Below are 23,695 nucleotides of genomic sequence, written 5' to 3'. Positions count from 1 at the left end.
ACTCGCCCCCCAGCGAGCAGCAGCTTGCACATGATAGGGGCCGACCTGCAGCGGGCCCCCGAAAAACTTCACACGACCACGTGCACACCGAACCAGGAGCCGGAGGTCCCCAGGGTCAATGGCCTCTGCAGGTGACGCGGCTCACCTGGATGAGCCCTCCAGAACTGTGGCAGGTCAGAGTGCCCGCGCGACCAACACCCCGAACTGACAGGACCCCGCCATTGACGGGGTCCTGTCTTGGTGGGCGGTGAGGGATTTGAACCCCCGACCCTTCCCTTGTAAGGGGAACGCTCTACCGCTGAGCTAACCGCCCGCGAGCGCTCATGCTACTGGGCGCCCGCGCGAAGGTCAACTGCTCGCGTCCGGGGCGGGCGTCCACGCACCCAGGTGCGGCGCGGCGGCGTGCGCGAAGGCAAGGAGGCGCGCGTCACTCCAGGCGGGTCCGGTGAGCATGAAGCCGCACGGCACGCCGTCCGCCGTGCCTACTGGAACCGCGACGCTCGGGTACCCGGCTTTCGCGCCGACGTGGCAGCCCAGGTACTTCGGGAACAGGACGGCGTCGAGAGCGTTACGGGTGAACAGGACGTCCAGGCCGCGCGTGCGGGTCAGGTCGAGGTCACGGGCGCGCGCCTGCGTGTACAGGCGTTCGCTCAGGTCGCCGCGCGTGCCCTCAGCGGCGAGCAGCAGCGTGGCGCCGTGCAGCGCGAGGCGTTCGGGGTCCTCGTTGAGTCCGTCGATGACGTCGCGGAGACTGCGGGGTCCATGGCGGACGCCCGCAAGGTACGCGTTCAGGTCACGTTTGAATTCGTGCACGAGCACTTCGAGCCGCCACGCCTCCAGGTCCTGCGCCGTGTCGAGGGTGACGTCCACGACGGTCGCGCCCGCGGCGCGCAGCGCGGCGAGGCCGCGTTCCATCACGTCCCGTTCGGCGTCCGTGAGGTTCGAGAAGTACGGTTCGCGGACGACGCCGATGCGGGCGCCCTGCAGCGCCGCGTCGTTCAGCGCGCCGAGGAAGTCGAGGGTGGGCGCGCCGGCCGTGGCGGGGTCGCGTTCGTCCGGGCCCTGCATGACCTGCGCGAGAAGCGCGCAGTCGCGGGCGCTGCGGCCCAGCGGCCCGGCAGTGTCCTGGCTGCTGGCGATGGGGACGATGCCCGTGCGGGGGATCAGGCCGACGGTGGGCTTCAGGCCGTACACGCCGTTCTGGTGGGCGGGGGAGAGGATGCTGCCGCTGGTTTCCGTGCCGACGGCGATGGGCGCGAGGCGGTCTGCGACGGCGGCGCCGCTGCCGCTGCTGCTGCCGCCCACGTCGTGCCCGGCCCGCCAGGGGTTCAGGACCTGCCCGCCGCCGGAGGAGTACCCGTTCGGCATGCCGACCGTCATGAAGTTCGCCCACTCGGTCAGGTTCGCCTTGCCGAGAATGACGGCGCCGGCGGCGCGCAGGCGGGCGGTGAGGGGGGCGTCCTCGTCGGGGACGTGGGCGCGCATCAGGGCGCTTCCGGCGGTCGTGGGCATCCCGGCCACGTCAATGTTGTCCTTGACCAGGACGGGTACGCCCGCGAGCAGTCCGTCCGGCGTGGCGCGCGCGGCGTCAGCTTCCGCGTCGGGGTTCACGAGGGTGATGGCGTTGGTGCGGGCGCCGTGCGTCTGAATGCGTTGCAGATACGTGCGCGTGGGGGCCTGGGTGTCCAGGCCGGCGCGCACGCGGGCGGCGAGTTCCGCGGCGCCCAGGGTGAGCAGGTTGTCCGGCATGCGCGCAGCGTACCGTGCGGCGGCCCCTGCGGGCCAGACGACTGCGCCGCGCGGTGCGGGCCGTGCGGTACGCTGCGCGCCATGACTGACCCTCTTGCCCCGTCCACCGTCACCGTCGCGTATCAGGGCAACCCGGGTGCGTACAGCGAAATGGCCGCTTTGCAGGCGCACCCGCACGCGCAGCCGCTGCCGCACGCCACCTTCCATGAGGTGCTCGCTGCCGTCCGCGAGGGCCACGCGGACCTGGGCGTGCTGCCGGTCGAGAACAGTCTGATGGGCGCCATCCTGCAGGCGATGGACCTCCTGGTGGACACGGACCTTCACGTGACCGGGGAGGTGATCGTCCGCGTGAGCCACCACCTGCTGGCCCTGCCGGGCGTGCCGGTTGAGGACGTGCGCCGCGTGCTGTCGCAGCAGCCGGCGTTGGATCAGTGCACGGGGTTCATTGAACGGCACCGGCTGGTGCCGGTGGCGGCGCATGACACGGCGGGCAGCGCGAAGGACCTCGCGGAGCGTGGCGCGCGTGACGAGGCGGTCATCGCGTCCGCGCGCGCGGGGGAGATCTACGGTCTGGCGTCCATCGCGGCGGCCATTGAGGACGAGCCGTTCAACTACACGCGGTTCCTGGTGCTGTCGCGGCAGGAGCCCGCGCCGAGCGACGCGCCGCACAAGACCAGCCTGGTGTTCGCGGTGCGGCACACGCCGGGGTTCCTGCTCGAAACGCTGAATGAACTGCGCGGTCTGAACCTGAGCCGCATCGAGTCGCGCCCCCGCAAGGACCGCGCGTGGAGTTACCTCATCTACATCGACATTGAGGGGAGCGCGCGTGATCCGCAGGTGGCGCTGGCGCTGGCGGGCGTGCTGCGCAAGGCGAGCTTCGCGAAGATTATCGGCAGCTACCCGCGCGCGCAGGCGCCGTACGACCCCAGCAGCGCCTAACTGACCGCGCGAGAGGAGCCCCACCAGCTGGGGCTCCTCTCGCGCGGTCAGATCATCACGTTCAGGGCGTCGTCCAGGATCAGCTTCGGCGTGAACTGCAACGCGTCCGCCGCGACGAGGTGCGCGGGCGTCCCCTGCCAGCGGCGCAGCGTCCGCTCCGGGTTCGCGCCGTGCAGGTGGCCGTACACCACGGCGTCCGGCCGGTACGCCTCGATCAGCGCCGTGAAGCCGGTCGCGCTGAAGTTTGCGCTGGTGGGCGGGTAATGCAGCATCAGCACGGTGCGCGCGCCGCCCAGGCGGCCCGCGGCGTCCAGGCTGAGTTTCAGGCGCTCCTGCTCGCGCGCGTAGATGCGGGCGTCCTCCGCGCCGAACTCATCCGAACCGGGGGTGCTCCAGCCGCGCGTGCCGCACACCACCACGTCCCCGAACCGCAACGCGTCGTTCTGCACGGCGTACATGCCGCTCGGCAGGGCCGCGCGCAGTTTGCTGATGCTCGGCCACCAGTAATCGTGGTTGCCGCGCAGCAGCACTTTCGTGCCCGGCAGCGCCGCGATGGGTGCGAGGTCCGTGAGGGCGTCGGGGAGCTTCATGGCCCATGAGAGGTCGCCGGGCAGCAGCACCACGTCGTCCGGGCGGACCACGTCGCGCCAGCGGTCGAAGATGGCGTCCGGGTGCCCCGCCCACGTTGGTCCGAAGACCGTCATGGGCTTGGGCGTAACGAACGCGAGGTGCAGGTCAGCGATGGCGAAAACTCTCAAGCAGACTCCCGTTAGCGGCGCCGCTACGCAAAAGCAACGGCCCCCGCAGGTGCGAAGGGCCGTTTCCGTGTGGTCGGGGCGAGAGGATTCGAACCTCCGACCCCTTGCTCCCGAAGCAAGTGCGCTACCAGGCTGCGCTACGCCCCGATCCACGCCTCAGGGTGCCCCGCTTGGGGTGATTCCCTTCGTGCGGAAGGTAGTCTATCCGCGCGCCCCAAACGTGTCAAGCGCACCGCGCGCGTCACTCACCGTCGTCCGGCGGCGCGAAATCATGCTGCCGCAGCACCTGCCAGATCACCCCACTCCCGAACCCTCGCCGCGCCAGGAACGCGAACGCACTCCCGCGCGGATCACGCGCCCGCAGGAACCGCGGCAGCTGACGCTCCAGCAGCGCCGCCGCTTCCTGCGCCTCCCGGTCATCGTCGCGGACCTCGAGCGCCTGCTGCGTCGTGTCCGCGTCCACGCCGCGCCGCGTCAGGTCCGCGCGCACGCGGTGACGCCCCACCCCTGAGCGGCCCGCCACCTGCCGCGCCAGCGCCGCGTCGTCGAGGTACCCGAGTTCCTGCACGCGCGCCAGCACCGACTCGGCGTCCTCGGCGTTCGCGGCGCGGCGCAGCAGGCGCGTGCGCAGCTCCGCGACACTCAGCGCCCGCGCCGCCAAGGCACGGAACGCGTACTGCATGAGGGCTTCGCGGTCCGCGCCGCTCGGCGCGCGGGGAGCGGAGGCGTCGGCGGCACTTTCAGGTGGGCGGGGGCGTCGGGCGCGCACGCTCCCTACTATGCCGCGCGCTTGCTGTCACGCGCGTGAGCGTGTATCTTAACGAAGTTGCCCACGCACACCCGTGGGTGACCCGCAGCTGACCGTTGCGGCGCGCGGTCCCACCCACGACGGGGCGCGCATCGAGTTCCCGGAAGACGGGGACCGCCCCGCAGCGCGGGAGAAAGAGAGCATCCCATGGCCCTTCGCCACAAGTCCGCCCAGAAACGTCACCGTCAGAGCCTCAAGCGCCGCCTGCGCAACCGCAGCCGCAAGAGCACCATCAAGACCTTCACCAAAAAGGCCGTTCAGGCCATCCAGGAAGGCGCCGAGAACGCCGTGGCGCTGCAGAGCAAGGCCGAGAGCCTGATCGACAAGGCCGCCAAGGGCAGCACCCTGCACAAGAACGCGGCGGCCCGTAAGAAGAGCCGCCTCGCCAAGCGCATCAACAAAGCCAAAGCCGCCGCTCAGGCGTAAGCTCCCTCACCGGAGCAAAGGAGGCCCCAGTCAGACTGGGGCCTCCTTTTTCCTGATATCCGCCAGTAACGGTTCAGGCTGTTTTGCATCAGCCTGAACCGTTACTGGCGTTTTTCTTTCAGGTTCAGCACGCCCGTGAAGTGGTCGTACTCGATGTACAACCGGTAGTAGCCCTGCTGCCCGTTCGAGAGCAGCTGCAGCGTCCACGTGCCTTCGGGGCAGGTACGCCCGTCGATCTGCCGACCGTCCGGGGCGTATAGGCGCAGCGTGGCCTTCCCTTCGACGTTGCGGCACTCGCCGGAGACCCCCACCTGATCGTCCGTATTGTACGCGCGGTAGGTGTATTCGGCGGTGCCTTTGGCGTTCAGCATGTACGTCGGCATCAGCGTCACGAAGCCCAGGCGTACGCCGGCCGTGAAGTACGCAAGGGCCAGGCCCAGGAAAATGACCAGCAAAACCAATCTCATGTGTTCACTTAATGTACGTCACATCCGCCGGGCACGTCGTGCGATTCTCGCCGCAGAGGAGGACGTGACCATGCGCGGGCATGGTCATGTCCTCCCGGCCTGAAGTCAGGCGTCTGCGGGCACAGCCTGAAAGCCGTACGTGCCTGGCCCGACGTGCGCGCCGGTGACGGCGCCGATTAGCTGCACGCGGCCCTGCGCGATGTTGAGGCTGCTGTTGCTGAGGGCGAGGCGCAGTTCGTTGATGCGGTCCTTGTCGCGGCCGGCAATGGCGATGGTGACGTTGATGGGCGTGTTGCCGAAACGTTCGGTCATGCGGGCGATCATGTCCTGCGTGGCGCCTTTGCCGCGGACGCGGCGGGCCGGAACGATGCGGCCGTCGTCAAAGGTGAGGACCGGGCGGATGTTCAGGAGGTTCGCCATGAATTCGCCCGCGCGGGACAGGCGCCCGCCGCGTCGGAGGTATTCGAGGTCGGTGACGGTGAATTCGGCGTGCATACGGCTGCGCGCGCGCGTCACGGCGGTCACGACGTCGCGGGGGTTCTCGGTGGTGCGGGCTGTGTGCGCGGCGCGCAAAACGAGCTCGGCGAGGGGGGCGGTGGTGACGCCGCTGTCGATGATGGTGATACGGTCTTCTGCGCCGAGGTGCTGCGCGGCCTGGCGGGCGTGTTGCAGGGTCTCGCTGAGTTGTGCGGAGATGTGCAGGCTCACGACGTGCTGGTGGGTGGTGAGCAGCTGGCGATAGATGTCGGCGAACGTCTCGGCGCTGGGCGGGCGGGTGCTGGCGCTCTGGCCTTGCTCCATGCGTCGGTAGAGGTCGTCTGGGTCCAGTTCCACCCAGTCCAGGAACTGCTGATCGCCCACTTGGACGTGAAGGGGAACGACCGTGACGCCCTGCTCCTGAAGTTGCGCAGGGCTGAGGTCGCAGGTGGAATCCGTGACGACAGCAATCATGGAGTGAGTCTAAGCACGGGGCCCTTGCATGACTCTGACAGGGTTCTTTCCGCACAGGGTTCAGGTTGTTGATTCGGCAGGGGGCGTGTGTTCCCGCAGGAGGGTGTGGAGGGCGGTGTTCAGGTGTGTCCAGAGGGGGTCGCCGAGTTGGGTGCGGTAGTCGTCTTCGATGGTGCGTTTGACCTGTTGTGCGTCGAGCAGGTAGCGCCAGCCTTTCTGGGTGAACTGCACGCGGGTGGCGCGGCGGTCTTCGGGGTCGGGGTGGCGTTCGACGTAGCCTTCGGCTTCGAGTTCGGCAACGAGTTGCCCGGCGGCCTGCTTGGTCATGCCAGCGCGTTCGGCGAGGGTGACGATGCGGGTGCCCTGCGTATCGAGGTGGGGGAGCAGGTTGGTGTGGGCGAGGCTCAGTTGCGTGTGACCGTGGGCGTGGAGCCTGTCGAGTGCGAGGACGTTGTAGGCGCGGGCGGCGCGGTGCAAAAGGCGCCCGATGTGCTGCTGCCGGGCCTGTTCGAGCGTGGCGGGGTCGGGGAGGTTCATCATAGTGGTCATTCTACTTGTCTAATTGGACAAGCTAATTTACTATGTGGGCGTTCAGGCTCTGCCCGAACAGGAGGCCCTATGAACGTCATCCGCGCGCACGACACCCATGCTCTCGAAACACCCAACGGCAACCACGGCACCAGCCTCGCCACGCCTCACCTCGGTGCCAACGAGGTCACTGTCGTCCGCCAACGCCAGGTGCCCGGGGGCTTCAACCCCACCCACACCCAGACCCGCGAGGAAATCATGGTCATGCTCGCCGGCCACGTCACCATCAGCAGCAACGAGGCCCGCATCGATCTCGCCCCCGGCGACACCCTCATCGTGCCGCCCCACACGCCACACCGCGTGGACAACGCTGGACCCACCGACGCCGAGTGGCTGATCATCTCAGCCGCAGGTATGCAGTTCTTCCGCGAAACCGGTGAGGAAGCAACCCCGCCCTGGATCAGATAAGCCCGGCACTGCCAAACCAGCCGGGCCTCTTCGCTGCTCCCTCTTGGCTGTTGGCGGCGTGAGGACCGGGCCCTCTGCGGGATTTTGCGGGCCCTCGCCGCAACTCGCATGACAAAGTGCCGTACGGAGGGCGCTTATAATCCCGGACGCATGAGAATCGCCGTCCTGTGTCACGCGAGCGCCGGTGGGTCCGGCGTGGTCGCCACCGAGCTTGGACTGAAAGTCGCGCAGGCAGGTCACGACGTTCACTTCATCGGCTCCAACGTCCCCTTCCGCCTCGCCGGGCAGACCGGCCCGCGCGGCCCATACTTCCATCAGGTCGGCTCGTATGCGTACGCGCTGTTCGAGCAGCCTTTTCCGGAGCTCGCCAGCACCAACACCCTCGTCGAGGTGATCCGCGAGCACAACGTCGACTTGACGCACGCGCACTACGCCATCCCGCATGCCAGCTCGGCCATTCACGCGCGGGAGATCACGGGGAGTTCCCGCGTCATCACGACGTTGCACGGCACGGACGTGACGCTCGTGGGGCTGGAGCCGGCGTTCCAGCACACCACCCGCGACGCCATCGAACGCAGCGATCAAGTGACGGCCGTGTCGCACTTCCTCGCCCAGCAGACGCAGGACCTGTTCGGCGTGCAGCGTGACATTCAGGTGATTCACAACTTCGTGGACACGGACCGGTTCGTGCGGATTCACGAGCCCGGCGTGCGCCTGCGGTTCGCGCAGCCCGACGAAGCGATTGTCGTGCACGTCAGCAACTTCCGCGGTGTGAAACGCACGGAGGACGTCGTGCGGGTGTTCGCGCGCATCGCCAGCGAAATACCCGCGCGCCTGCTCATGATCGGTGACGGGCCCGAGCGCGCGCGAACCTTCGAACTGGCGCAGCAGCTCGGCGTGATCGGGCGCGTGCACTTCCTGGGGAGCTTCCCGGACGTGCAGACGATTCTCGGTATCGCGGACCTGTTCCTGCTGCCCAGCAGCCAGGAGAGCTTCGGGCTGGTGGCGCTGGAGGCCATGAGCTGCGAGGTGCCGGTCGTGGCGAGCAATGCGGGCGGCATTCCCGAGGTGGTGGAGCACGGCGTGACCGGGTTCACATGCCCTGTGGGTGACGTTGACGGCATGGCGGACGCGGCCCTGCGGGTGCTGCGCAGCGAGGACGTCTACCGCACGATGGGCGCGGCGGCGCGGCGCGCGGCAGTCACGCGGTTCCACCCGTCGTTGATCCTGCCGCAGTACCTGGACGCGTACACCGAGCTTGCCGGTCGCGCCTGAACTGAGCGGGCGAGCGGGCCCGGGATTGCCCCGGGCCCTGCATTTAACGGCTGCCGAGGTTGAACTGCAGGGCGGGTCTCGCGCCGAGCGACGTGACTTTCGTGGCGCGGCCGAACTCCACCGCGAAGGCGTTCCAGCCGGGCTTCAGGTTCACGTCGAAGCCGCGCCCGGCGGTCACGCGCGCCGCGTTGTCTGCCCACACCACCACGGCCTGCGCGCGCCCGACGAGCGGCGTGACCTCGTTGAGGTCCTCGTTCGCGTCGCGGCGGCCGTTGCCGTTCGCGTCGGTGTACACGAAGAACTTCACCTCGGCGGCGTTCACGGGCGCGCTCACGTTGACGGGGTCTACGACGCCGGGCCACACCAGGGTGTCGCTGCGCAGGGCGCTGACCGCGCGCGCGCCGGGCGCGCCCTCCGGCAGGTCCAGGTCGAATGCGCTGCCGTTCAGTGGGGCGTCGGTGAGGGACGCGAGGGGCGCGCCTGTGGCGTTTACGGTCCACGCCGCGATGCGGGCGCCACGCGGCGCCGCGCCGGTCACACTGCCACTCACGGTGAGGGCCTGTGCGCCCGACGCGAGCAGCGCCATCGCCAGCATCAGCTGTTTCATGCCTGCAGTATAGGTGCGGGCCTGATGCGTGTTTGACGAAAACGCACATTGAACCTCACGTTCCTGAGGGCCTGCTGAGAACACTGCATGAGAGGGCGCGCATCCAGAAAGGATGCGCGCCCTGTCGATTCTGACCTTACTTGTTCAGGACCTGTTTCACGAGGTCGATGATTTCCGGCATGGTGTCCGCGACGGGCACATTCGCCGCCTTGAACGCCGCAAGTTTGCTTTCAGGCGTGCCGACGTTCCCCATGATGATGGCGCCGGCGTGACCCATGCGCTTCCCAGCGGGCGCGCTGCGACCACTGATGAACGCCACGACGGGCTTCTTCATGTGGTTCTGGATGTACTCCGCAGCGGCTTCCTCGTCGGCGCCGCCGATCTCGCCGATCACGACGATGGCGTCGGTGTCGGGATCCTGCTCGAACAGGGGAAGCACGTCCGCGAACGTCGTGCCGATGACCGGGTCGCCGCCGATGCCGACGGTGGTGCTGGTGCCCAGGCCCGCGTCGAGGAGGAGCTTGCCCGCCTCGTACGTGAGGGTGCCGCTGCGGCTGATCAGGCCGATGCGGCCCTTCTGCTGGTAGATGCGGTTCGGCATGATGCCGATCTTCGCTTCGCCGCTGCTGACCAGACCGGGGCAGTTGCCGCCGATCAGGCGCACGCCCTTGCCGCCCTGCTCGAGGCTCTGGGCGTTGAGGGTCTTGACTTCCTGCACGGCGCGCATCATGTCGACCGTGGGGACGCCTTCGGTGATCAGGATGATCAGGGGCACGCCCGCGTACGCGCTTTCGAGCACGGCGTCAGCGGCGCCGGCGGGCGGCACGAAGATGATGCTCGCGTCGATCTGGTGCTGCGCCTGCGCTTCGCCGACGCTGTTGTACACGGGGAGGCCTTCGTGCGTCTGGCCGCCCTTGCCGGGGGTGACGCCTGCGACGACCTTCGTGCCGAATTCGCGCATGGCTTTGGTGTGGTTCGCGCCCTCGCGGCCGGTCATGCCGACGACGAGGACCTGCGTGTCCTGGTTAATGAGGATGCTCATTTGTTGGCCTCCTGGGCGGCGGCCTCCGCGGCCTGGAACATATCCGGGTACATCTGGATCAGGGGGCTGTTCACGTCCGCGAGCAGCGCCTTGGCTTCCTCTTCGGCAGTGCCGGCCACGCGCATGCGCACGGGCTTGGTGAGGATGCCTTCCTGGAGCGCCTGGATGATGCCCTTCGCGACTTCGTCGGCGCGGGTGATGCCGCCGAAGATGTTCACGAAGATGCTCTTCACGTCGCTGTCCTTGCTGACGAGCTTCACGGCGTTGTAGACGATGTCGGCGCGGGCGCCGCCGCCGATGTCGAGGAAGTTCGCGGGCTTGGCGCCGGCGCGGTTCACGACGTCGAGGCTGGTCATCACGATGCCGGCGCCGTTGCCGAGCACGCCGACGTTCCCGTCGAGCTTCACGTACGCGAAGCCGTACTCGCTGGCTTCCACTTCGAGCGGGTGTTCCGCTTCGAGTTCGCGCCACGCGGCGATGTCCTTGTGGCGGTACACGGCGTTGTCGTCCATGTCGAACTTCGTGTCGAGTGCGAGGGGGGTGCCGTCGGCGTCCACGAACAGCGGGTTGATCTCCACGAGGGTCGCGTCGAGTTCGAGCGCGGCCTTGCTCATCTTGACCATCATGTCGGCGATCTTGTTCAGGTTGCCTTTGAAGCCGGCCTTGAGGGCGATTTCGCGCGCTTCGAAGGGGCGCAGGCCCGCGACGGGGTCCACGCGGTGACGGATGATCGCTTCGGGGCGCTCGGCGGCGAGCTCCTCGATTTCCATACCGCCTTCGGCGCAGGCCATCAGCGTGAAGGACTGGACGTTGCGGTCCACGATCATGCCGACGTAGTACTCGACGCCGGCGTCGATGTCGACGGCCTTGGTGACGAGGACCTTGTTGACCGTGAGGCCCTTGATGTCCATGCCAAGGATCTTCTGGGCGTTCTCGACGGCCTTGTCGGCGGTGGGGCTGAATTTGACGCCGCCGGCCTTGCCGCGGCCACCGACGTGCACCTGCGCCTTGACGACGACCGGCTGGCCGTATTCCTCAGCAATGGCGCGCACTTCCTCGGGGGTGTGCGCGACCTTGCCTTCCTGAACGTTCACGCCGAAACGGCGGAGCAGTTCTTTGCCTTGGTACTCGTGGAGTTTCACGTTCGTTCCTCCGGGGGGTCGCCAGAAATTCTGCCCCGCTATGGGGGCAGATGGGGGGCGACCCCGGTAAAATGTCCCGCGACAGTATACCCCTCTGCCCGGCGTTCTCCGCACGTCGCGCCCGCCCGTAGGTGTTGTTACACATGCGGTAACAACACCGTGCCCTTCGGGAAGCGATTCCAGTGGCCGCTGCCGAAACAGGCCCACTTGAACCTCAAGAGGCTGGGCCATCGGGCGCATTCGCTTTCATGCGCCGCGCGCTACAGTTCGCCCGTGACCACGCTGCTCACCGCCGACCACCTCAGCCTCACGCGCGCCGACCGCCTCATCCTCGACGACGTGAGCCTGACCGTGACGGCCGGTGACCGCCTCGCCCTGCTGGGCCGCAACGGCGCCGGCAAAACCACCCTGCTGCGCACCCTCGCCCACGAGGAAACCCCCGACGATGGCACCGTCTGGCGCGCGCCCGACACGCGCCTCGCCGTCCTGCCGCAACAGCCCGTCTACCCCCCGGGTGTGGCCGTCCACGCCCTCGTGGACGCCGCCTACCCGTACGGCCCGCTCGAAGCGCACGTCCGCGCCCTCGAACAGCGTCTCGCGCACGGCGACGACGTCCTCGCCGAATACAGCGCCGCCCAGGCCCGCCTCGACTTCGTCGGCGCGTACACCTGGCCGGCCCGCGCTGCCCGCACCCTCGGCATCCTCGACCTTGCCGCCTACCACGACCGCGAGGCCGCCACCCTCAGCGGCGGCGAACGCACCCGCCTCGCCCTCGCCCTCACCCTGCTGCAGGAAGCTGACCTGCTGCTGCTCGACGAACCCACCAACCACCTCGACATCCGCATGCGCGAATGGCTCGAAAGCTGGCTCGCCACGCACCGAGGCGCCGCCCTCTTCACCAGCCACGACCGCACCTTCCTTGACCGCGCCGCCCACCGCAGCCTGTACCTCGAAGGGGGCGTCGCCACCGCCTACCCCGGCGGCTTCACGCGCGCCCGCGCGCAGCGTCAGCTCGAACAGCGCACCCGCGAACGCGCGCACCGCATTCAGGCGCGCGAGCACGCCCGCCTCGAAGGCAGCGCCGAACGCCTCGACGAATGGGGCCGCCGCTCCACCGCCCTGCGCGGCCGCCTCGCCCGCATGGACGTCCCCGACGCCCCCCAGGCCGAAAAGGCCATCCGCATGCGCCTGCTTGCCGGGCAGGCGCGCGCCCGCGTCGTGCTGTGGGCCGACCACCTGCACAAGAGCTACGGCGAGCGCGCCATCCTGCGCGACGCCAGCCTGAAAGTCCGTCACGGCGACCGCATCGCCCTGATGGGCGCCAACGGCACCGGCAAAACCACCCTGCTGCGCCTGCTGAGCGGAGAAACCTACCCTGACAACGACGACGCCGTCCTGCGCGTCGCTGACGGCGTGCACGTCGCCACGCTCGACCAGACCTGGCACGGCCTCGACCCCGACGCGCCCCTGCGCCGACAGTTCGAGGACCGCTTCGGTCCGCGCGCGAACGCCCTGCTCGGCCGCGCGGGGTTCACGGGCGCCCACTGGCCCCTCACGCCCCGGCAGCTCAGCGGCGGCGAGCGCGCCCGCGCCGGCCTCGCGCTCGTCAGCGCCCTGCGCGCCGACCTGCTGCTGCTCGACGAACCCACCAACCACCTCGACGTCGAAACCCTCGAAGCGCTCGAAGCCGCCGTGAACGCCTACGGCGGCGCCGTCATCGTCGTCACGCACGACCGCGCGTTCGCGCGCAACGTCGCCACGCGGCTGTGGGTCATCGAGGACGCCCGCCTGATCGAACGCGAAGGCTGGGGGAAACGCACCGAACTCGACCCCGCCCGCACCCTCGATGGCGACCCGCCACCGCCGCCGCCGCCCCCCACCGCCCGCCAACGCGTCCGCACGCTCGAAAGCAAACTCGCCGACATCGCCCGCGCCCTCGACACGCACCCGGGCCCCACCGGCCGCGAGGAAGCCCGCCTGCGCGCCCGCCAGCACCGCCTGCGCCAGGACCTCTACACCGCCTATGGCGACGCGTACGCCGCGCCGCAATGGGACCTGCGCACCCGTGAGGGCGCCCTCACCATCCACGCCACCCTGTTCGGCGCGGGCGCCATGTTCCACGCCGCCCGCGACCCGGACTGCCCGCACCTCGCGTGGGACGGCGCCACCCTCCGCTGGAGTACCCCGCCGCCCGCGTGGTACGGCGCGGCGCTGCTCGGCGGCGCCCTCCGCCTGCTGTTCGAGCGGCTCGGCGTCACCCGCGCCACCCTCGGCGACGGTGGCCCCACCCTCACGCGCCGCGCGTACTTCGAGCGCAGCGGCTACGTCCGCCACCCCTGAGGGCGCATCCACGCGCGCCCCACGCCGCTTCTCGCCCGAAGCGTGACCTGTGCCATACTGTCCCGCATGGAAGACGTCATGAAAGGCCGCATCGGCGGCGAGCAGGGCTATGAAGTCCGCTGCAACCTCGACGGCGACGCCATCCGCGGACGCGCGGGCGGCAAGCTCCACGGCAAGGACATCACCCTGGAAATCACCGAAACCGGCGTGGTCGGCACCGTCGGCAACGAGAGCGTCAGCATCCAGCTCCAGGAAGGCGAACTCAAAGGCAACGTCGGCAGCGAGAAGATCACGCTGCGCGGCGTGGACCGCGTGACCGGCTTCCTCGGCGAACCCATCATCGGCTGGAACATCGTCGCGCAGCAAAACGGCGAGAAGCTCGTCGGGCAGCTCGGCAGCACCGTCCTGGGCCGCACCTTCGAACTCAACCTCGGCAGTGCCCCCGGCTGGGTCGGCGCGCTCGTCGCCGCCGTGGCGTTCTACGCCCTGGAACCCCGCGCGGTCACGCGCAAGTAACACGCAAGCAGGAGGCGGACCCACGCGCGTGGGTCCGCCTCCTGCTTGCTGGCCCGGAACCCGGCGAGCGCAACTGCGCTCGCCGGGCGGCCCTCACGGGCGGTACGTCAGGCCGAAGCGGAACGTGGTGCTGCGGTTCCCGCTGGTCACCCCGAGCTGCACCGTCGTGCGGTTGTTCAGGTTGTACCCGACGCTGAACGACGGGCGCAGCGAACTGAGGTCCAGGCCGTTCAGGGGGCTGCTCAGCTTGAACGTGAACCGCCCGTCCTCAGTGGTGTACGTCGCGTCCAGCAGGCCCGCGCCGCTCAGGTCGATCTGGTACTGCAGGTAGAACTGCCGCGACAGGTACGTGCCGATGGTGACGCCCGCACTGAAGCCCGTGACCGGGTCGATCAGGTCCGCGTTGATGCGGAACACGTCCACACCGAGCGCCCGCGCGATGTTGCGGTTCAGCTCGCCCAGCACGAACAGGTTCAGGGCCGTGCGCAGCGCGCTGTTCCCGAGCGCCCCGAAGTTCGCCGGGAGGGAATTCAGGTCCGGCGTGCCGAGCGCCACGAGGGCGTACAGGTTCGCTTCCGCGGCCCCGCTCGACGGGTCGTACGACGCGCCGCAGTTGCTGGTGCACGTCAGGCGCGTCTCCAGCTGCAGGCCCGCGCGGCTCGGGAAGCTGCCCTGCACATTCAGGTTCACGCCCACGAGGCCGCCGCCGTTCGTGTCCAGCACCGTCCCGTCCGCGACGACCGCGAACGTCGGGTACACGCTCGTGCCGTCGAAATTGATGTTCCCCTGCGTCAGTCGGAACTCGTTCTCCCGCAGGAACAGGCTGCCGCGCACCACCTGCACGCCCCCGGACAGGACCGGGTCGGCGGCCGTGCCGGACAGCACCAACCCGCCCGCAAGTTCCGCCTGACCGAGGCTCTCGTTCACCCGGATGCCGTTCGGCGCGCGCACCGGAATGTCCGCGAACCGCACGCGCTCCAGCAGCGGGTTGTCCACGTCCTCTCCCTCCGGGGTGGGGAAGCGCCGCAGCTCTTCTGGCAGGGGACTTACGAAGTCGGAACGGGTCCCCGCGTTCGCGGCGGGCGTGCCGCTCGGCGCGGGCAGCGTGGACGCCGGCACGTTCGTGCGGCCCAGCACCAGCCGCCCGAGCGTCACCGCGCCCGACACCGTGATGTCGCGCGTGCTGCCGCTCTCGGCGGCGCTGAGGTCCGCGTCGATGCTCGTCTCCCGCGCGTAGATGGCCTGGACCTGCGGCGCGTACCCGCGCGCCGTGAGGCGCACGTCGATGCGCGGGGCGACCGTCCCGGAGAGGCGCAGCGTCCCACCCTGCACGGCCGTGCCGTCCAGCGTCCACGCGTCCCCCGTCTGACGAACCGAGAGGGCCGTGCGGCCCAACGAGCCGACCTGCTCGATAGACGCGTCCCCGGCGTACTCCGCGACGGTGCCGCTCAGCACGCCGCGCGTCAGCTGCGCCCGCAGCGTGAGGGCGCCGTTCGCGCCGACACCGCCGCCCACCTGCACCGTCCCGCCTGCCGTGAGGCGACCGCTGTTCTCGAGCGTACCGCTGAGCGCTGGCACGTGGACGCGGACGTTCCCGACGGCGCCCTGCAGTGCGCTCGCATCGAGCCGCCCGGTCGGCTGGTCGTACGTGCCGGCCACCGTGAGGCGCAGGTTCCCGTTCAGGTTCGGTGCGGAGCCGCGCAGGCCCGGCAGCAGCGACAGCACCGGCGTGAACGTCGTGTTCTGGAAGTTCGCGGTGAGGTTCACGCGCTCGCGGGTGTACGCGCCGCGCACGTCCCAGCGGCCCGCGCCGCTCAGCTGGACGTTCACGTCGCGCAGCTCACCGTCGGCGTACGCGAGGACGCCCGTCCCTGTGAGGGACTGATCCCCGGCGGCCACGCGGATGCGTTCCGCTACCAGGTTCACGGTGCCGTCCAGCGGGCGCGCGAGCGGCACGCTGAAGCGCGCGGTGCCCGTCACGAAGCCCTCGCCCGGCAACGGGCCGCTCACAGCACTCAGCAGCGCGCCGACCGGCAGGGCCTGCAGCTCCAGGCGACCCGTGAGCGTGCCGTTCCCGAGCGACCCGAACAGCTGCGAGTCGCCGACCGCGCCGCGCAGGCGCCACGCCCCGTCCGTCAGGGTGCCCTCCACGCGCGCGGGCAGGTTCGTGCCCGCCGCATTCAGGTCCGCGGACGTCAGGGAGAAGGTGCCGCTGCCGTCCGTGACGGTGGCGGTGCCGCTCACGCGGCCACGCAGGTACGGCGCGATGCTGAGGTCCTCCAGGCGGACGCTCGCGAGCTGCGCCTGCACCTGGTAACCGTCCCCGGTCGCGGGCGTGCCCAGCAGCGCCGTGAGCTGCGGTACGGCGTCCGCAAGGCCGCCGCTGCCGGTGGCGCTCACGCGCCCCTGGTTACTGCTCAGGCTCGCGTCGAGCGCGAAGGTGCTCCCGTTCAGGCGCACGGTGCCGCCCAGGTCCGCCTGAACGCCGCCGAGCGCGAGCGGGAACGCGGTCGCGCTCACGACGCCGCGCGCGCCGTCCGCGCCGAGCGTGATGTTCGCGCCGAGCGTGCCGGCGTCGCGTTTCAGGTCGGCGCGCAGCAGCCCGGACCAGCGGCCGTCCGCGCGGGCCAGGTCGGCGCTGAGCGTCCCGGCAGGCGTGCCGGCGTTCGCGGCGACCTGCAGGCGCCCGCTGCGGACGCTGGCGGTCGCGCTGAGCGTGCCGTCCAGCGGGAGGTCCACGACCGGGAGGGTCAGGCCCGTGCGCAGGTCCGTGCCGGTCACGCGCACGTTCCCGGCGCTGCTCGACAGGGCGTACTCACCGCTCGCGCTGACGGTGCCGCGCACGGCCGCGAGGCCCAGGCCCGCGAGATTCAGGGGCGGGACGTCCAGCAGCAGCCGGTCGCCCTGCCACGCGAACGTCCCGCGCGCCGCGCCGTCCGTGAGGCTCAGCAGCGCGTCGCCGTTCGCGACCTGACCGGACGCGTGCCACGCGCCCACCGTGACGTCCACGCCCGCGACGGGCGCCGCGAGGGCCCCGCTGAGGCTGAGCGCCAGCTGCCCCTCGTCGCGGGTGAGCTGCGCGCGGCCACCCCACTGCCCGTCCGCGAGCGTGAGCGCCCCCTCGCCGCGCGCGTCCGGGCTGTTCGTGAGCGCGAGGGTGAGGGTCCCGCCGAGCGGGCGGGCGTTCAGCTGGCCGCGAGCGCCGAGCAGCGGCACGTCCCCCTGCACGCGCGGGTCACGCAGGGGACCGCTCACGGTGAAGGCCGCGTCACCCGTGAGCAGGGGGGAGGGAAGGCCGGTGAGGCGCCCGTTGCCGCTCCACCCGAGTCGGTCGCTGGCTTGCACGTCGAAGGTGACGTTCGCGCCGCCCGCGCCGAGCGCGCCGCCTGCAGTGAGGCGGGCGCCGTCGTACGTGACGCGCGCGCGTCCATTTATGCTGCCGCTCGCGGTGACGGTCAGGTCCGCGCGGCCCGCGAGGGCCACGGGCCCACTCGCGGTCACGTCGGTGCCGAACGCCCGCGCCGTGAGGCCCTGCAGCGTGAGGGTCTGCCCGTCGAACGTCCCCGTCGTCCGTCCCGCCTGCGTGACCGTGCCGCGCAGGTCCGCAGGCGTCCCGGCAACGTTCACACCGAGGTCCGCGATCTGCACGCCGGCGGCGTTCACGCCGCGCAGGACGCCGTCCGCGCTGAGGCGCAGGGCGGTCACAGGCCCGCTGAGGTTCACATTCACGGTGCCGCTGCCGGTCGCGCCGTCCACGAGGGCCAACGGCGTGAGCCGCAACGTGCCCGTCACGGTCGGCACCAGGCCCGCGAGGGTCACGCGGCCGGAACCGAGGCGGCCCGCATCCAGGGTGTACGCGCCGCTGCCGTCCCCCATGACACGTACCGGGTCCTGCAGGGCGCCCAGCGTGACGGTCGCCTGCCCGCGCAGCGCCGGCCACGCCCCCGCGAAGTCCAGCCGCGCCGACCCGGCCGTCGTGCCCGCCGCGCCGTACACGCGGACGTTCGCGCCCGGCGGGTTCAGGCGCACGTCCCGCGCTTCCGCGTACACGCGGCCCGAAGCGCTCCCGCGCAGGTCCGCCGTGGCGCGCACCAGCGGGTCGCGCGCGCGCCCGAACGCCTGCACGCGGGCCGTGAGGTCCTCGCGCGCCACGGCCAGGTCGGCTCGCACGGCCGGGTCGGCGGCGCGGCCCGTGAGGGTCAGCGTGCCGTTCACGCGGCCCGCGCCGCGCGCGTCCACGTCCTGCACGCGCACAGTCACGCCGTCCGGCAGGGCGCCGCGCGCCGTGAACGTCCCGCCGAGCGCGCGGCCCGTCAGGTCGGCGCTCAGCGCGTCCGGCGTGTACGTGGCGTTCCCGAGCAGGCGCACGTCACCGGTTGCCTCGCTCGCGGCGCGCACATCCAGGCCGGTGAGGGTCGCGCGTTCCAGGCCGCCCGCCGTGCGGCCGCGCGCGTCGACCCGGCCGCTCAGGCGCAGCGCCGTCACGTTCCAGCTGGCAGGCGCGAGTCGGGCGAGGTCGGCGCCCGCTGCGCGCGCCGTGACGCTGAAGGTCCCGTCGCGCAGGGCGGCCGTGCCGCTCAGGCGCAGACCGGTGAGGGTCACGTCCGTGTTGCCGCCCGCGTACGCGCCGCGGAAGCTGCCGCTCAGGTCGCCGCGCGTATCCTCGAGCGCGCCGGTGAGCGCGGCGCTGGGGTGCTGCCACGTGCCGCCCAGACGGGCCGTGCCGGTCACGCGCACCTGCTCCGGGCGGCCCCACAGCGCCCCGGCGTCCAGCCGCGCGAGGTTAAGCTCGCCGCCCGGCTGCGTGAGCAGGCTCGCCGGGAAACGCCCGTTCAGGGTGGCGCCCCCGAGGGCCGCGGCGACGGCCAGCGGTCCATCGCCGGTCACGCGCGCGTCGAGGGCCTGCCGGTCGACCGTGCCGGTCGCGCCCAGCGCGCCCAGCCAGCCTGTCCGGGCGTTCCAGCCGACCGGGCCGCGCAGGGTCACGCGGGTGTCCGCGCCGTTCGCGTACGTGGCGTTCAGCGTGAACCGGGCGCTTTGCAGCCCACCGGCGACGTTCCCGCCCAGGCGCCCGCGCGCTGCCCCCGCGAGGCGCTCGCCCGTGGCGGTCACGCGCCAGTCGCGGCCCAGCAGGCGTGCGTCCAGGCGCGTGCCGGTGGCATCGAGGCCCTGCACGCTGCCCCCGAGCGTGCCGCCGAGGCGCACGTCCGGTTTCGTGAACGTGCCGCGCAGCGCCGCGGTGTACGTCCCCGGCAGCCCGTCCGTCACGGTCACGTTCCCCGCCGCGTTCAGCGCCGGGTACACCGTGCCGCTCAGGCGCGCCCGCGCGAAGTCCGCCGTGACGGTCGCGCCGTTCACGCGCAGGGCCTGACCGTCCCACAGGGCGGGCGCGGTGAAGGTCGCGCCCGCCACCGTGCCGCCCGCATCCACACGCAGGGCGTTCAGGGGACCACGCACCGTGGCGCTCACGCGGCCCGCCGTGCCGGTCAGCGGCTGCAGGTCCGGCACGCTGAGGGCGCCGTCTGCCCGCCAGGTGCCGCGCACCTGCGTGAACGTGAGGTCCGCGCGCGCCCCCGCGTACGTGGCGCGCACGTCCGCGCCCTGCGGGCGGTACGTGGCGTTCAGCGTCAGGTCACGCCCGTCCAGCGTGCCGCCCGCGACGAGCGTGAGGGCCTCGCGGACACTGCCGGTCAGGCGGCCCGACGCGCCGTCCACGCGCACGGTCGCGTTCGCGGTGGGGTACAGCGGCCCGTTGAGCGTGACGGTCCGCCCGCCGAGGGTGCTGTTCAGGTCCGCGCTCAGGCGCCCACCCCCGAGCGTGACCGTGCCGCGCGCCGCGCCCCCAGCCGCGCGCAGGTCCACGCTCGCGCGCCCGCGCCCACGGTCGAGGGCGTACCCAGGCAGGTCGAGGTCCAGCGTGACGCGGCCCTGCGCGGCCAGTACGGGGCGCAGAGCGAGGGCGTCCAGGGTGGCGCCGTTGACATGCAGCCCTCCCGCGTCCGCGCGGAACGGCACGCGCGTGCCCGGATGGGTGAGCAGACCGCTGAGGCGCGTGCCGTCCGCCCAGGTGAGCGCGGCGGTCGCGCCGAGTGGCTGCCCGACGTACCGCGCGCCGTTCAGGGTGACGTTCGCGCCGGTGGGGAAGAGGTTCGCGCGGAGCTCCCCGCCCGTCAGTTCGCGTGCCACCTGCGCGGGCAGGGCGGCCCGGACGCTCGGCAGGGCCACGGCCAGCTGCCCGCGCAGGTCGGGGAGGACCTGCAGGCGCCCACGGACCGGGCCGGACGGCGCGAGCGTCAGGGCCGCGCCGCGCCCGGCGAGCGTGAGCGCGCCGCGCTCCCCGTTCAGGGCGTACCCGAGCGCCTGCGCGCCGCGCCAGCCGCCGTCATACGCGAGGCCGCCGACCTGCACGCGCAGCGGCGTGAGGGTCGCGTCCACCGGGAGGGTCGTGCTCGTCACGCGCACGCGCGCGCCGTCCGGCCCGAGCGTCTGCGCTTTCACGAGCAGCGTGCCGCGCACATGACCGCCGGTGCCGCTCGCGCGCAGGCGGGCGTACGGCCCGTCCGACGTGACCCGCAGCGTGCGGACGTTCAGCGGTAGGGTCAGTTCGCCGTTTACGCGGACCTGCTGCCCGCCGAAGGTGCCGCTCGCGGCCACGCGCCCGTCCCGGGCGGTGACGTTCAGGCCCGCGACGCGCAGGTCGCCGTTCAGGCGGCCCCGGGTGGCACTCAGGGTGCCGTTCACGGCCTGACCGCCCAGGCGTAGCCCCCCGGCCTGCAGGCGGAAGTCCTGCAGGCCGTTGAGCGTGAAGCGTGCCGTGCCGCCGCCGCCGTCCGCGAGGGTCCCACGCCCACGGATGTCGGCGCCCCGGCCACTCACGCGGGCGTCCACGAACACGCCCGCCAGAGGACCACGGACGCTCGCGGCGTACTGCTGCGTGCGCGCGTCGACGGTGCCGGTGGCGCTCAGGCCGTCCGGGCCGCGCACCGCGACGCTCAGGGCCGTCCAGGGCCCGCGGGCGTTCAGGGCGTACGGTCCGGCCTGCACGTCTGCCTGCACGCGCCCGGTCCAGTCGGGCGCCCAGCGGCCGTTCAGTCGCGCCTGCCCTGCCTCGCCGAACACCGTGACGGGCAGCGTCCCGTTCACGCGCACCTGCGCGCCCGCGTACGCGACGCGCACGCCGCCCCACGTGCCCGTGGCGCTCAGGGCGGGCGTAAGGGTGCCGCGCACCGTCAGCGGCAGCGCGGGCACGCTCGTGTCACCCATGCCCAGCGACGGCGCCACACCGGAGGCCGTGAACGCCAGCCGTCCCGGTTCGCCGCTCAGGCGGGCGTTCAGCGTCGCCCCGCGGTACGTCACGGGGCCGCGCACGTCCACACGGGGCAGCACCGCGCCCGCCAGCGTCGCGGCCGCGCCGTCCGGACCGCTCAGGGTGACGTTCGCGTTCAGCATCCCGCCGTTCGTGCCCGTGAGCGTCCCCACGGCGCGCACCCCGAACGCGGACGCGTTCACGCGCGCGAGCCCACCCTGCCGCCCGAGGTTGAAGTCCACGGTCCCGCCCAGGTCCTGCACGCCCACGGCGCGCGCCACCGGCGCGAACGCCCCCAGGTTCACGCGGCCGCTTGCCACCAACTGCCCGTCCGCGAACCGTCCGGTGGCGCGCTCGCGGCCACTGCGCACCACGAAGTCCACGCCGTTTTGCACGCGCACGTCCGCCATGACGTCGGCGCCGCTCAGGGTGAGCGTCGTGTCATACGGCTCATGCAGGAGCGTGCGGCCCGTCACGCGCACGCCACTCACCGTGGCGCGCAGGTCCACCGCGCGGCCCGCGCCGCTCAGCACCAGCGTCCCCAGGGGGCTCTGGCCGCGCACCTCCCCGGTGGCGGTGAGCGGCCCGCCCAACCCGACGGTCACGCGCCCGCGCGCGTCGAAGCCGGCGAGGCGTGTGCCGCGCACCTGCACGGTGGCCGTCTCGCCCTGCCAGGTGGCGTCGCCGCTCCCGAACGCCCAGCGGCCCTGACGGTCGCGCCAGTTCACGCGTACCGGCCCGCGCAGCACCTCGGAGTCGAGGGGCGGCTGCCCGCTCAGGGTGCCCGTGAGGGTGCTGGCGCCCACATCAAGGCGGCCCGCGCCGTTCAGGCGTACGCCGGACACGTTTGCGTCCCGCGCGGTCCACGTGCCGCGCAGCTGACGGTCCAGGTTCACGGCCAGCGCGCCCAGGTCCGCCCGCAGACCCTGCCGGTCGTACCGGCCGCGACCCTGCAGGGGAATCCCGGCGGCGGTGCCGTCCCGCACCGCCAGGTCCAGCTCGTCGAGGGTGCCGTTCGCGGTGAGGCGGGCGCGCACCGCGCCGAAGTTCAGGCCGGCGTCGGCGCTGAGCGTACGGGTGCTCAGGTGGTACGAGGCGCGCGCCGCGTCGCCGAGCGCGCGCCCGGCCACGCGGACCTCGCGGCCCAGGATGTCGGCCCGCAGGTCCAGCGGTCGGCCCGCGAGGTCGCCCGCCCAGGTGGCCTGCCCTTCGCGTTCGATCGCCCAGCGGCCGGAGAGGCGCTGTTGCCCGGCAAGCTGCGTACGCGCGGCGAACGTGACGGTGTTCTCGCCCTCGTCCTTGCCGGCCGCCGCGCGGTACGCGTACGACAGCGCGAGGCCCGTGAACGGCACGCCCGCGAACGTCCCGCGCGCGCTTGAACCTTCCATGGCGACGCGCGCCTGGTTCCAGCCGTACGCGTGCGCGGTGAGGTCCGCGGTGCCCTGCCCGGTCGTCCCGAGCGCGCGCGCGAGGCCGGCGAGGGACGGGGTTGCTTTCCCGCTGAAGTCCCAGTGTTGCGCGCGCGTGTCCACGTACCCTTTGACCTGGATGGGGCCGTCCCAGGCGCGGCCGGCGAGGGTCACCTCGATGCGGTCGCCGCGGTGTGTGAGGGCGCCGCCCAGGTCTCGCACGCGGGTGAACGGAGCGTCCGGCACGATCAGCAGGCCGTCGCGGAGGCGCAGGTCGCCGCTCACGGTCCGCCCGAAGGTGTAGCGGCCCTCGATGACGCCGCCGCGAATGCTTTTCGGCCAGTACGCGTTGAGCACCGTGGCGTCCGCGCGCAGGTCGGCCGTGCCGGTTACGTCCTTGCCCTGCGCGCTGAGGGCGACGTCTGCCCGGAGGGTGCCGTCCAGGGTGCGGCCCGTGATGCGGAGGCCACGTTCGGTGCCGTCGATGCGGAAGGTGCCGTCGGGGACGCCCCACTCGCGGCCCTGCACGTTCAATTTGGTGTCCTGCACGCGGATGTTGCCGGGCACGACCGACCACGCGCCGGGCGCGCCGTGTTGCCCGAACAGCTTCGGCAGGTCGACGTTCACGTTGCCGCCATTCACGGTCGCGTCGATCCGCAGGGTGTGGTGCGCGAAGTCCACGCCGCCGATGCGCAGCGTCACGCCGCTCGCGGTGCCGCTCAGGCCCTTGGTGACGAGGCGCACGCCGTTGAGGCGGGGTGCCCAGAGGGGCCCGCTGAGGTGCGAGGCGCTCAGGCGCAGGTCTGGCGGGAGGGCGCCGAGCAGGGCCGGGCCGAGCAGGGGTACGCCGAACAGCGCGACGGCCAGCGTCGCGAAGAAGATCAGGAACAGGACAACCAGGGACCAGCGGGCGCGCGACACGCGCCCATTGTAGGGGTCGGGTTGTGAGGAACCCTGACGGCGA

16 protein-coding genes and 2 tRNA genes are annotated in these 23,695 nt (G+C 71.7%); 6 read left to right on the top strand and 12 right to left on the bottom strand.

What is annotated here, in order from left to right; all coding sequences use genetic code 11:
* Positions 1 to 238: 238 nt before the first annotated feature.
* Together DEIMA_RS10125 and DEIMA_RS10120 are read right to left on the bottom strand one after the other, a co-directional pair.
* Positions 239 to 313: transfer RNA gene (locus DEIMA_RS10125), tRNA-Val, on the bottom strand.
* Between the two features lie 35 nt (positions 314 to 348).
* A complete protein-coding gene (locus DEIMA_RS10120; RefSeq protein ID WP_013557161.1) occupies positions 349 to 1,749 on the bottom strand; it encodes an amidase family protein in 1,401 nt (466 codons plus the stop codon).
* Between the two features lie 81 nt (positions 1,750 to 1,830).
* Between DEIMA_RS10120 and DEIMA_RS10115 the strand changes: the two genes are divergently transcribed.
* Positions 1,831 to 2,688: a prephenate dehydratase gene (locus DEIMA_RS10115; protein ID WP_013557160.1), complete on the top strand. Its 858-nt coding sequence runs from the start codon at positions 1,831 to 1,833 to the stop codon at positions 2,686 to 2,688.
* Between the two features lie 47 nt (positions 2,689 to 2,735).
* On the opposite strand, the gene DEIMA_RS10110 is transcribed toward DEIMA_RS10115, so the two are convergent.
* The 3 genes from DEIMA_RS10110 to DEIMA_RS10100 all read right to left on the bottom strand — a co-directional run bounded on the left by DEIMA_RS10110 (position 2,736) and on the right by DEIMA_RS10100 (position 4,215).
* Positions 2,736 to 3,446, bottom strand: a complete 711-nt coding sequence (locus tag DEIMA_RS10110) for a metallophosphoesterase (protein WP_013557159.1) — start codon at positions 3,444 to 3,446, stop codon at positions 2,736 to 2,738.
* Between the two features lie 70 nt (positions 3,447 to 3,516).
* Positions 3,517 to 3,593: transfer RNA gene (locus DEIMA_RS10105), tRNA-Pro, on the bottom strand.
* A gap of 94 nt (positions 3,594 to 3,687) precedes the next feature.
* The gene (locus DEIMA_RS10100; RefSeq protein ID WP_052303301.1) at positions 3,688 to 4,215 is read right to left on the bottom strand and encodes a regulatory protein RecX; all 528 of its coding nucleotides are present in this window, start codon (positions 4,213 to 4,215) and stop codon (positions 3,688 to 3,690) included.
* Between the two features lie 186 nt (positions 4,216 to 4,401).
* Between DEIMA_RS10100 and rpsT the strand changes: the two genes are divergently transcribed.
* Positions 4,402 to 4,680 carry a 30S ribosomal protein S20 gene (gene rpsT, locus DEIMA_RS10095; protein WP_013557157.1) on the top strand — a complete coding sequence of 93 codons (279 nt, stop codon included), beginning with the start codon at positions 4,402 to 4,404 and terminating at the stop codon, positions 4,678 to 4,680.
* 101 nt (positions 4,681 to 4,781) lie between these two features.
* Here rpsT and DEIMA_RS10090 read toward each other — a convergent pair whose 3' ends face one another.
* From DEIMA_RS10090 to DEIMA_RS10080, 3 genes are all read right to left on the bottom strand, one after another.
* The gene (locus tag DEIMA_RS10090) at positions 4,782 to 5,135 is read right to left on the bottom strand and encodes a hypothetical protein (protein WP_245528308.1); all 354 of its coding nucleotides are present in this window, start codon (positions 5,133 to 5,135) and stop codon (positions 4,782 to 4,784) included.
* A 117-nt stretch (positions 5,136 to 5,252) separates the two neighbouring features.
* A complete protein-coding gene (locus DEIMA_RS10085; protein ID WP_013557155.1) occupies positions 5,253 to 6,098 on the bottom strand; it encodes a DegV family protein in 846 nt (281 codons plus the stop codon).
* A gap of 60 nt (positions 6,099 to 6,158) precedes the next feature.
* On the bottom strand, positions 6,159 to 6,638 hold the full coding sequence (locus DEIMA_RS10080) for a MarR family winged helix-turn-helix transcriptional regulator (RefSeq protein WP_043816641.1): 480 nt from the start codon (positions 6,636 to 6,638) through the stop codon (positions 6,159 to 6,161).
* 78 nt (positions 6,639 to 6,716) lie between these two features.
* Between DEIMA_RS10080 and DEIMA_RS10075 the strand changes: the two genes are divergently transcribed.
* Together DEIMA_RS10075 and bshA are read left to right on the top strand one after the other, a co-directional pair.
* The gene (locus tag DEIMA_RS10075; RefSeq protein WP_013557153.1) at positions 6,717 to 7,094 is read left to right on the top strand and encodes a cupin domain-containing protein; all 378 of its coding nucleotides are present in this window, start codon (positions 6,717 to 6,719) and stop codon (positions 7,092 to 7,094) included.
* A 150-nt stretch (positions 7,095 to 7,244) separates the two neighbouring features.
* On the top strand, positions 7,245 to 8,369 hold the full coding sequence (gene bshA, locus DEIMA_RS10070) for an N-acetyl-alpha-D-glucosaminyl L-malate synthase BshA (RefSeq protein ID WP_013557152.1): 1,125 nt from the start codon (positions 7,245 to 7,247) through the stop codon (positions 8,367 to 8,369).
* Between the two features lie 43 nt (positions 8,370 to 8,412).
* Here the strand turns inward: bshA and DEIMA_RS10065 are convergent, their stop codons facing one another.
* The 3 genes from DEIMA_RS10065 to sucC form a co-directional block, all read right to left on the bottom strand.
* Positions 8,413 to 8,976 carry a hypothetical protein gene (locus DEIMA_RS10065; protein ID WP_013557151.1) on the bottom strand — a complete coding sequence of 188 codons (564 nt, stop codon included), beginning with the start codon at positions 8,974 to 8,976 and terminating at the stop codon, positions 8,413 to 8,415.
* A gap of 136 nt (positions 8,977 to 9,112) precedes the next feature.
* Positions 9,113 to 10,018, bottom strand: coding sequence for a succinate--CoA ligase subunit alpha (sucD, locus tag DEIMA_RS10060; RefSeq protein ID WP_013557150.1), 906 nt, complete (start codon positions 10,016 to 10,018; stop codon positions 9,113 to 9,115).
* On the bottom strand, positions 10,015 to 11,160 hold the full coding sequence (gene sucC / locus DEIMA_RS10055) for an ADP-forming succinate--CoA ligase subunit beta (protein WP_013557149.1): 1,146 nt from the start codon (positions 11,158 to 11,160) through the stop codon (positions 10,015 to 10,017). The genes sucD and sucC overlap by 4 nt, the downstream gene beginning before the upstream one ends.
* A gap of 273 nt (positions 11,161 to 11,433) precedes the next feature.
* Between sucC and DEIMA_RS10050 the strand changes: the two genes are divergently transcribed.
* Together DEIMA_RS10050 and DEIMA_RS10045 are read left to right on the top strand one after the other, a co-directional pair.
* Positions 11,434 to 13,500 carry an ABC-F family ATP-binding cassette domain-containing protein gene (locus DEIMA_RS10050; protein ID WP_013557148.1) on the top strand — a complete coding sequence of 689 codons (2,067 nt, stop codon included), beginning with the start codon at positions 11,434 to 11,436 and terminating at the stop codon, positions 13,498 to 13,500.
* A gap of 66 nt (positions 13,501 to 13,566) precedes the next feature.
* Positions 13,567 to 14,016 (top strand): hypothetical protein, encoded by a 450-nt coding sequence (locus DEIMA_RS10045; RefSeq protein ID WP_043816640.1) that lies wholly within the window; start codon positions 13,567 to 13,569, stop codon positions 14,014 to 14,016.
* Positions 14,017 to 14,109: 93 nt separating this feature from the next.
* Here the strand turns inward: DEIMA_RS10045 and DEIMA_RS10040 are convergent, their stop codons facing one another.
* Positions 14,110 to 23,652 (bottom strand): translocation/assembly module TamB domain-containing protein, encoded by a 9,543-nt coding sequence (locus DEIMA_RS10040; RefSeq protein WP_013557146.1) that lies wholly within the window; start codon positions 23,650 to 23,652, stop codon positions 14,110 to 14,112.
* Positions 23,653 to 23,695 lie beyond the last annotated feature (43 nt).

Origin of the sequence: Deinococcus maricopensis DSM 21211, from assembly GCF_000186385.1 — a bacterium.
Taxonomy (GTDB): Bacteria; Deinococcota; Deinococci; order Deinococcales; family Deinococcaceae; genus Deinococcus_B; species Deinococcus_B maricopensis.
The sequence above is the reverse complement of the archived record's forward strand: the minus strand, read 5'-3'. Positions and strand labels throughout refer to the sequence as shown.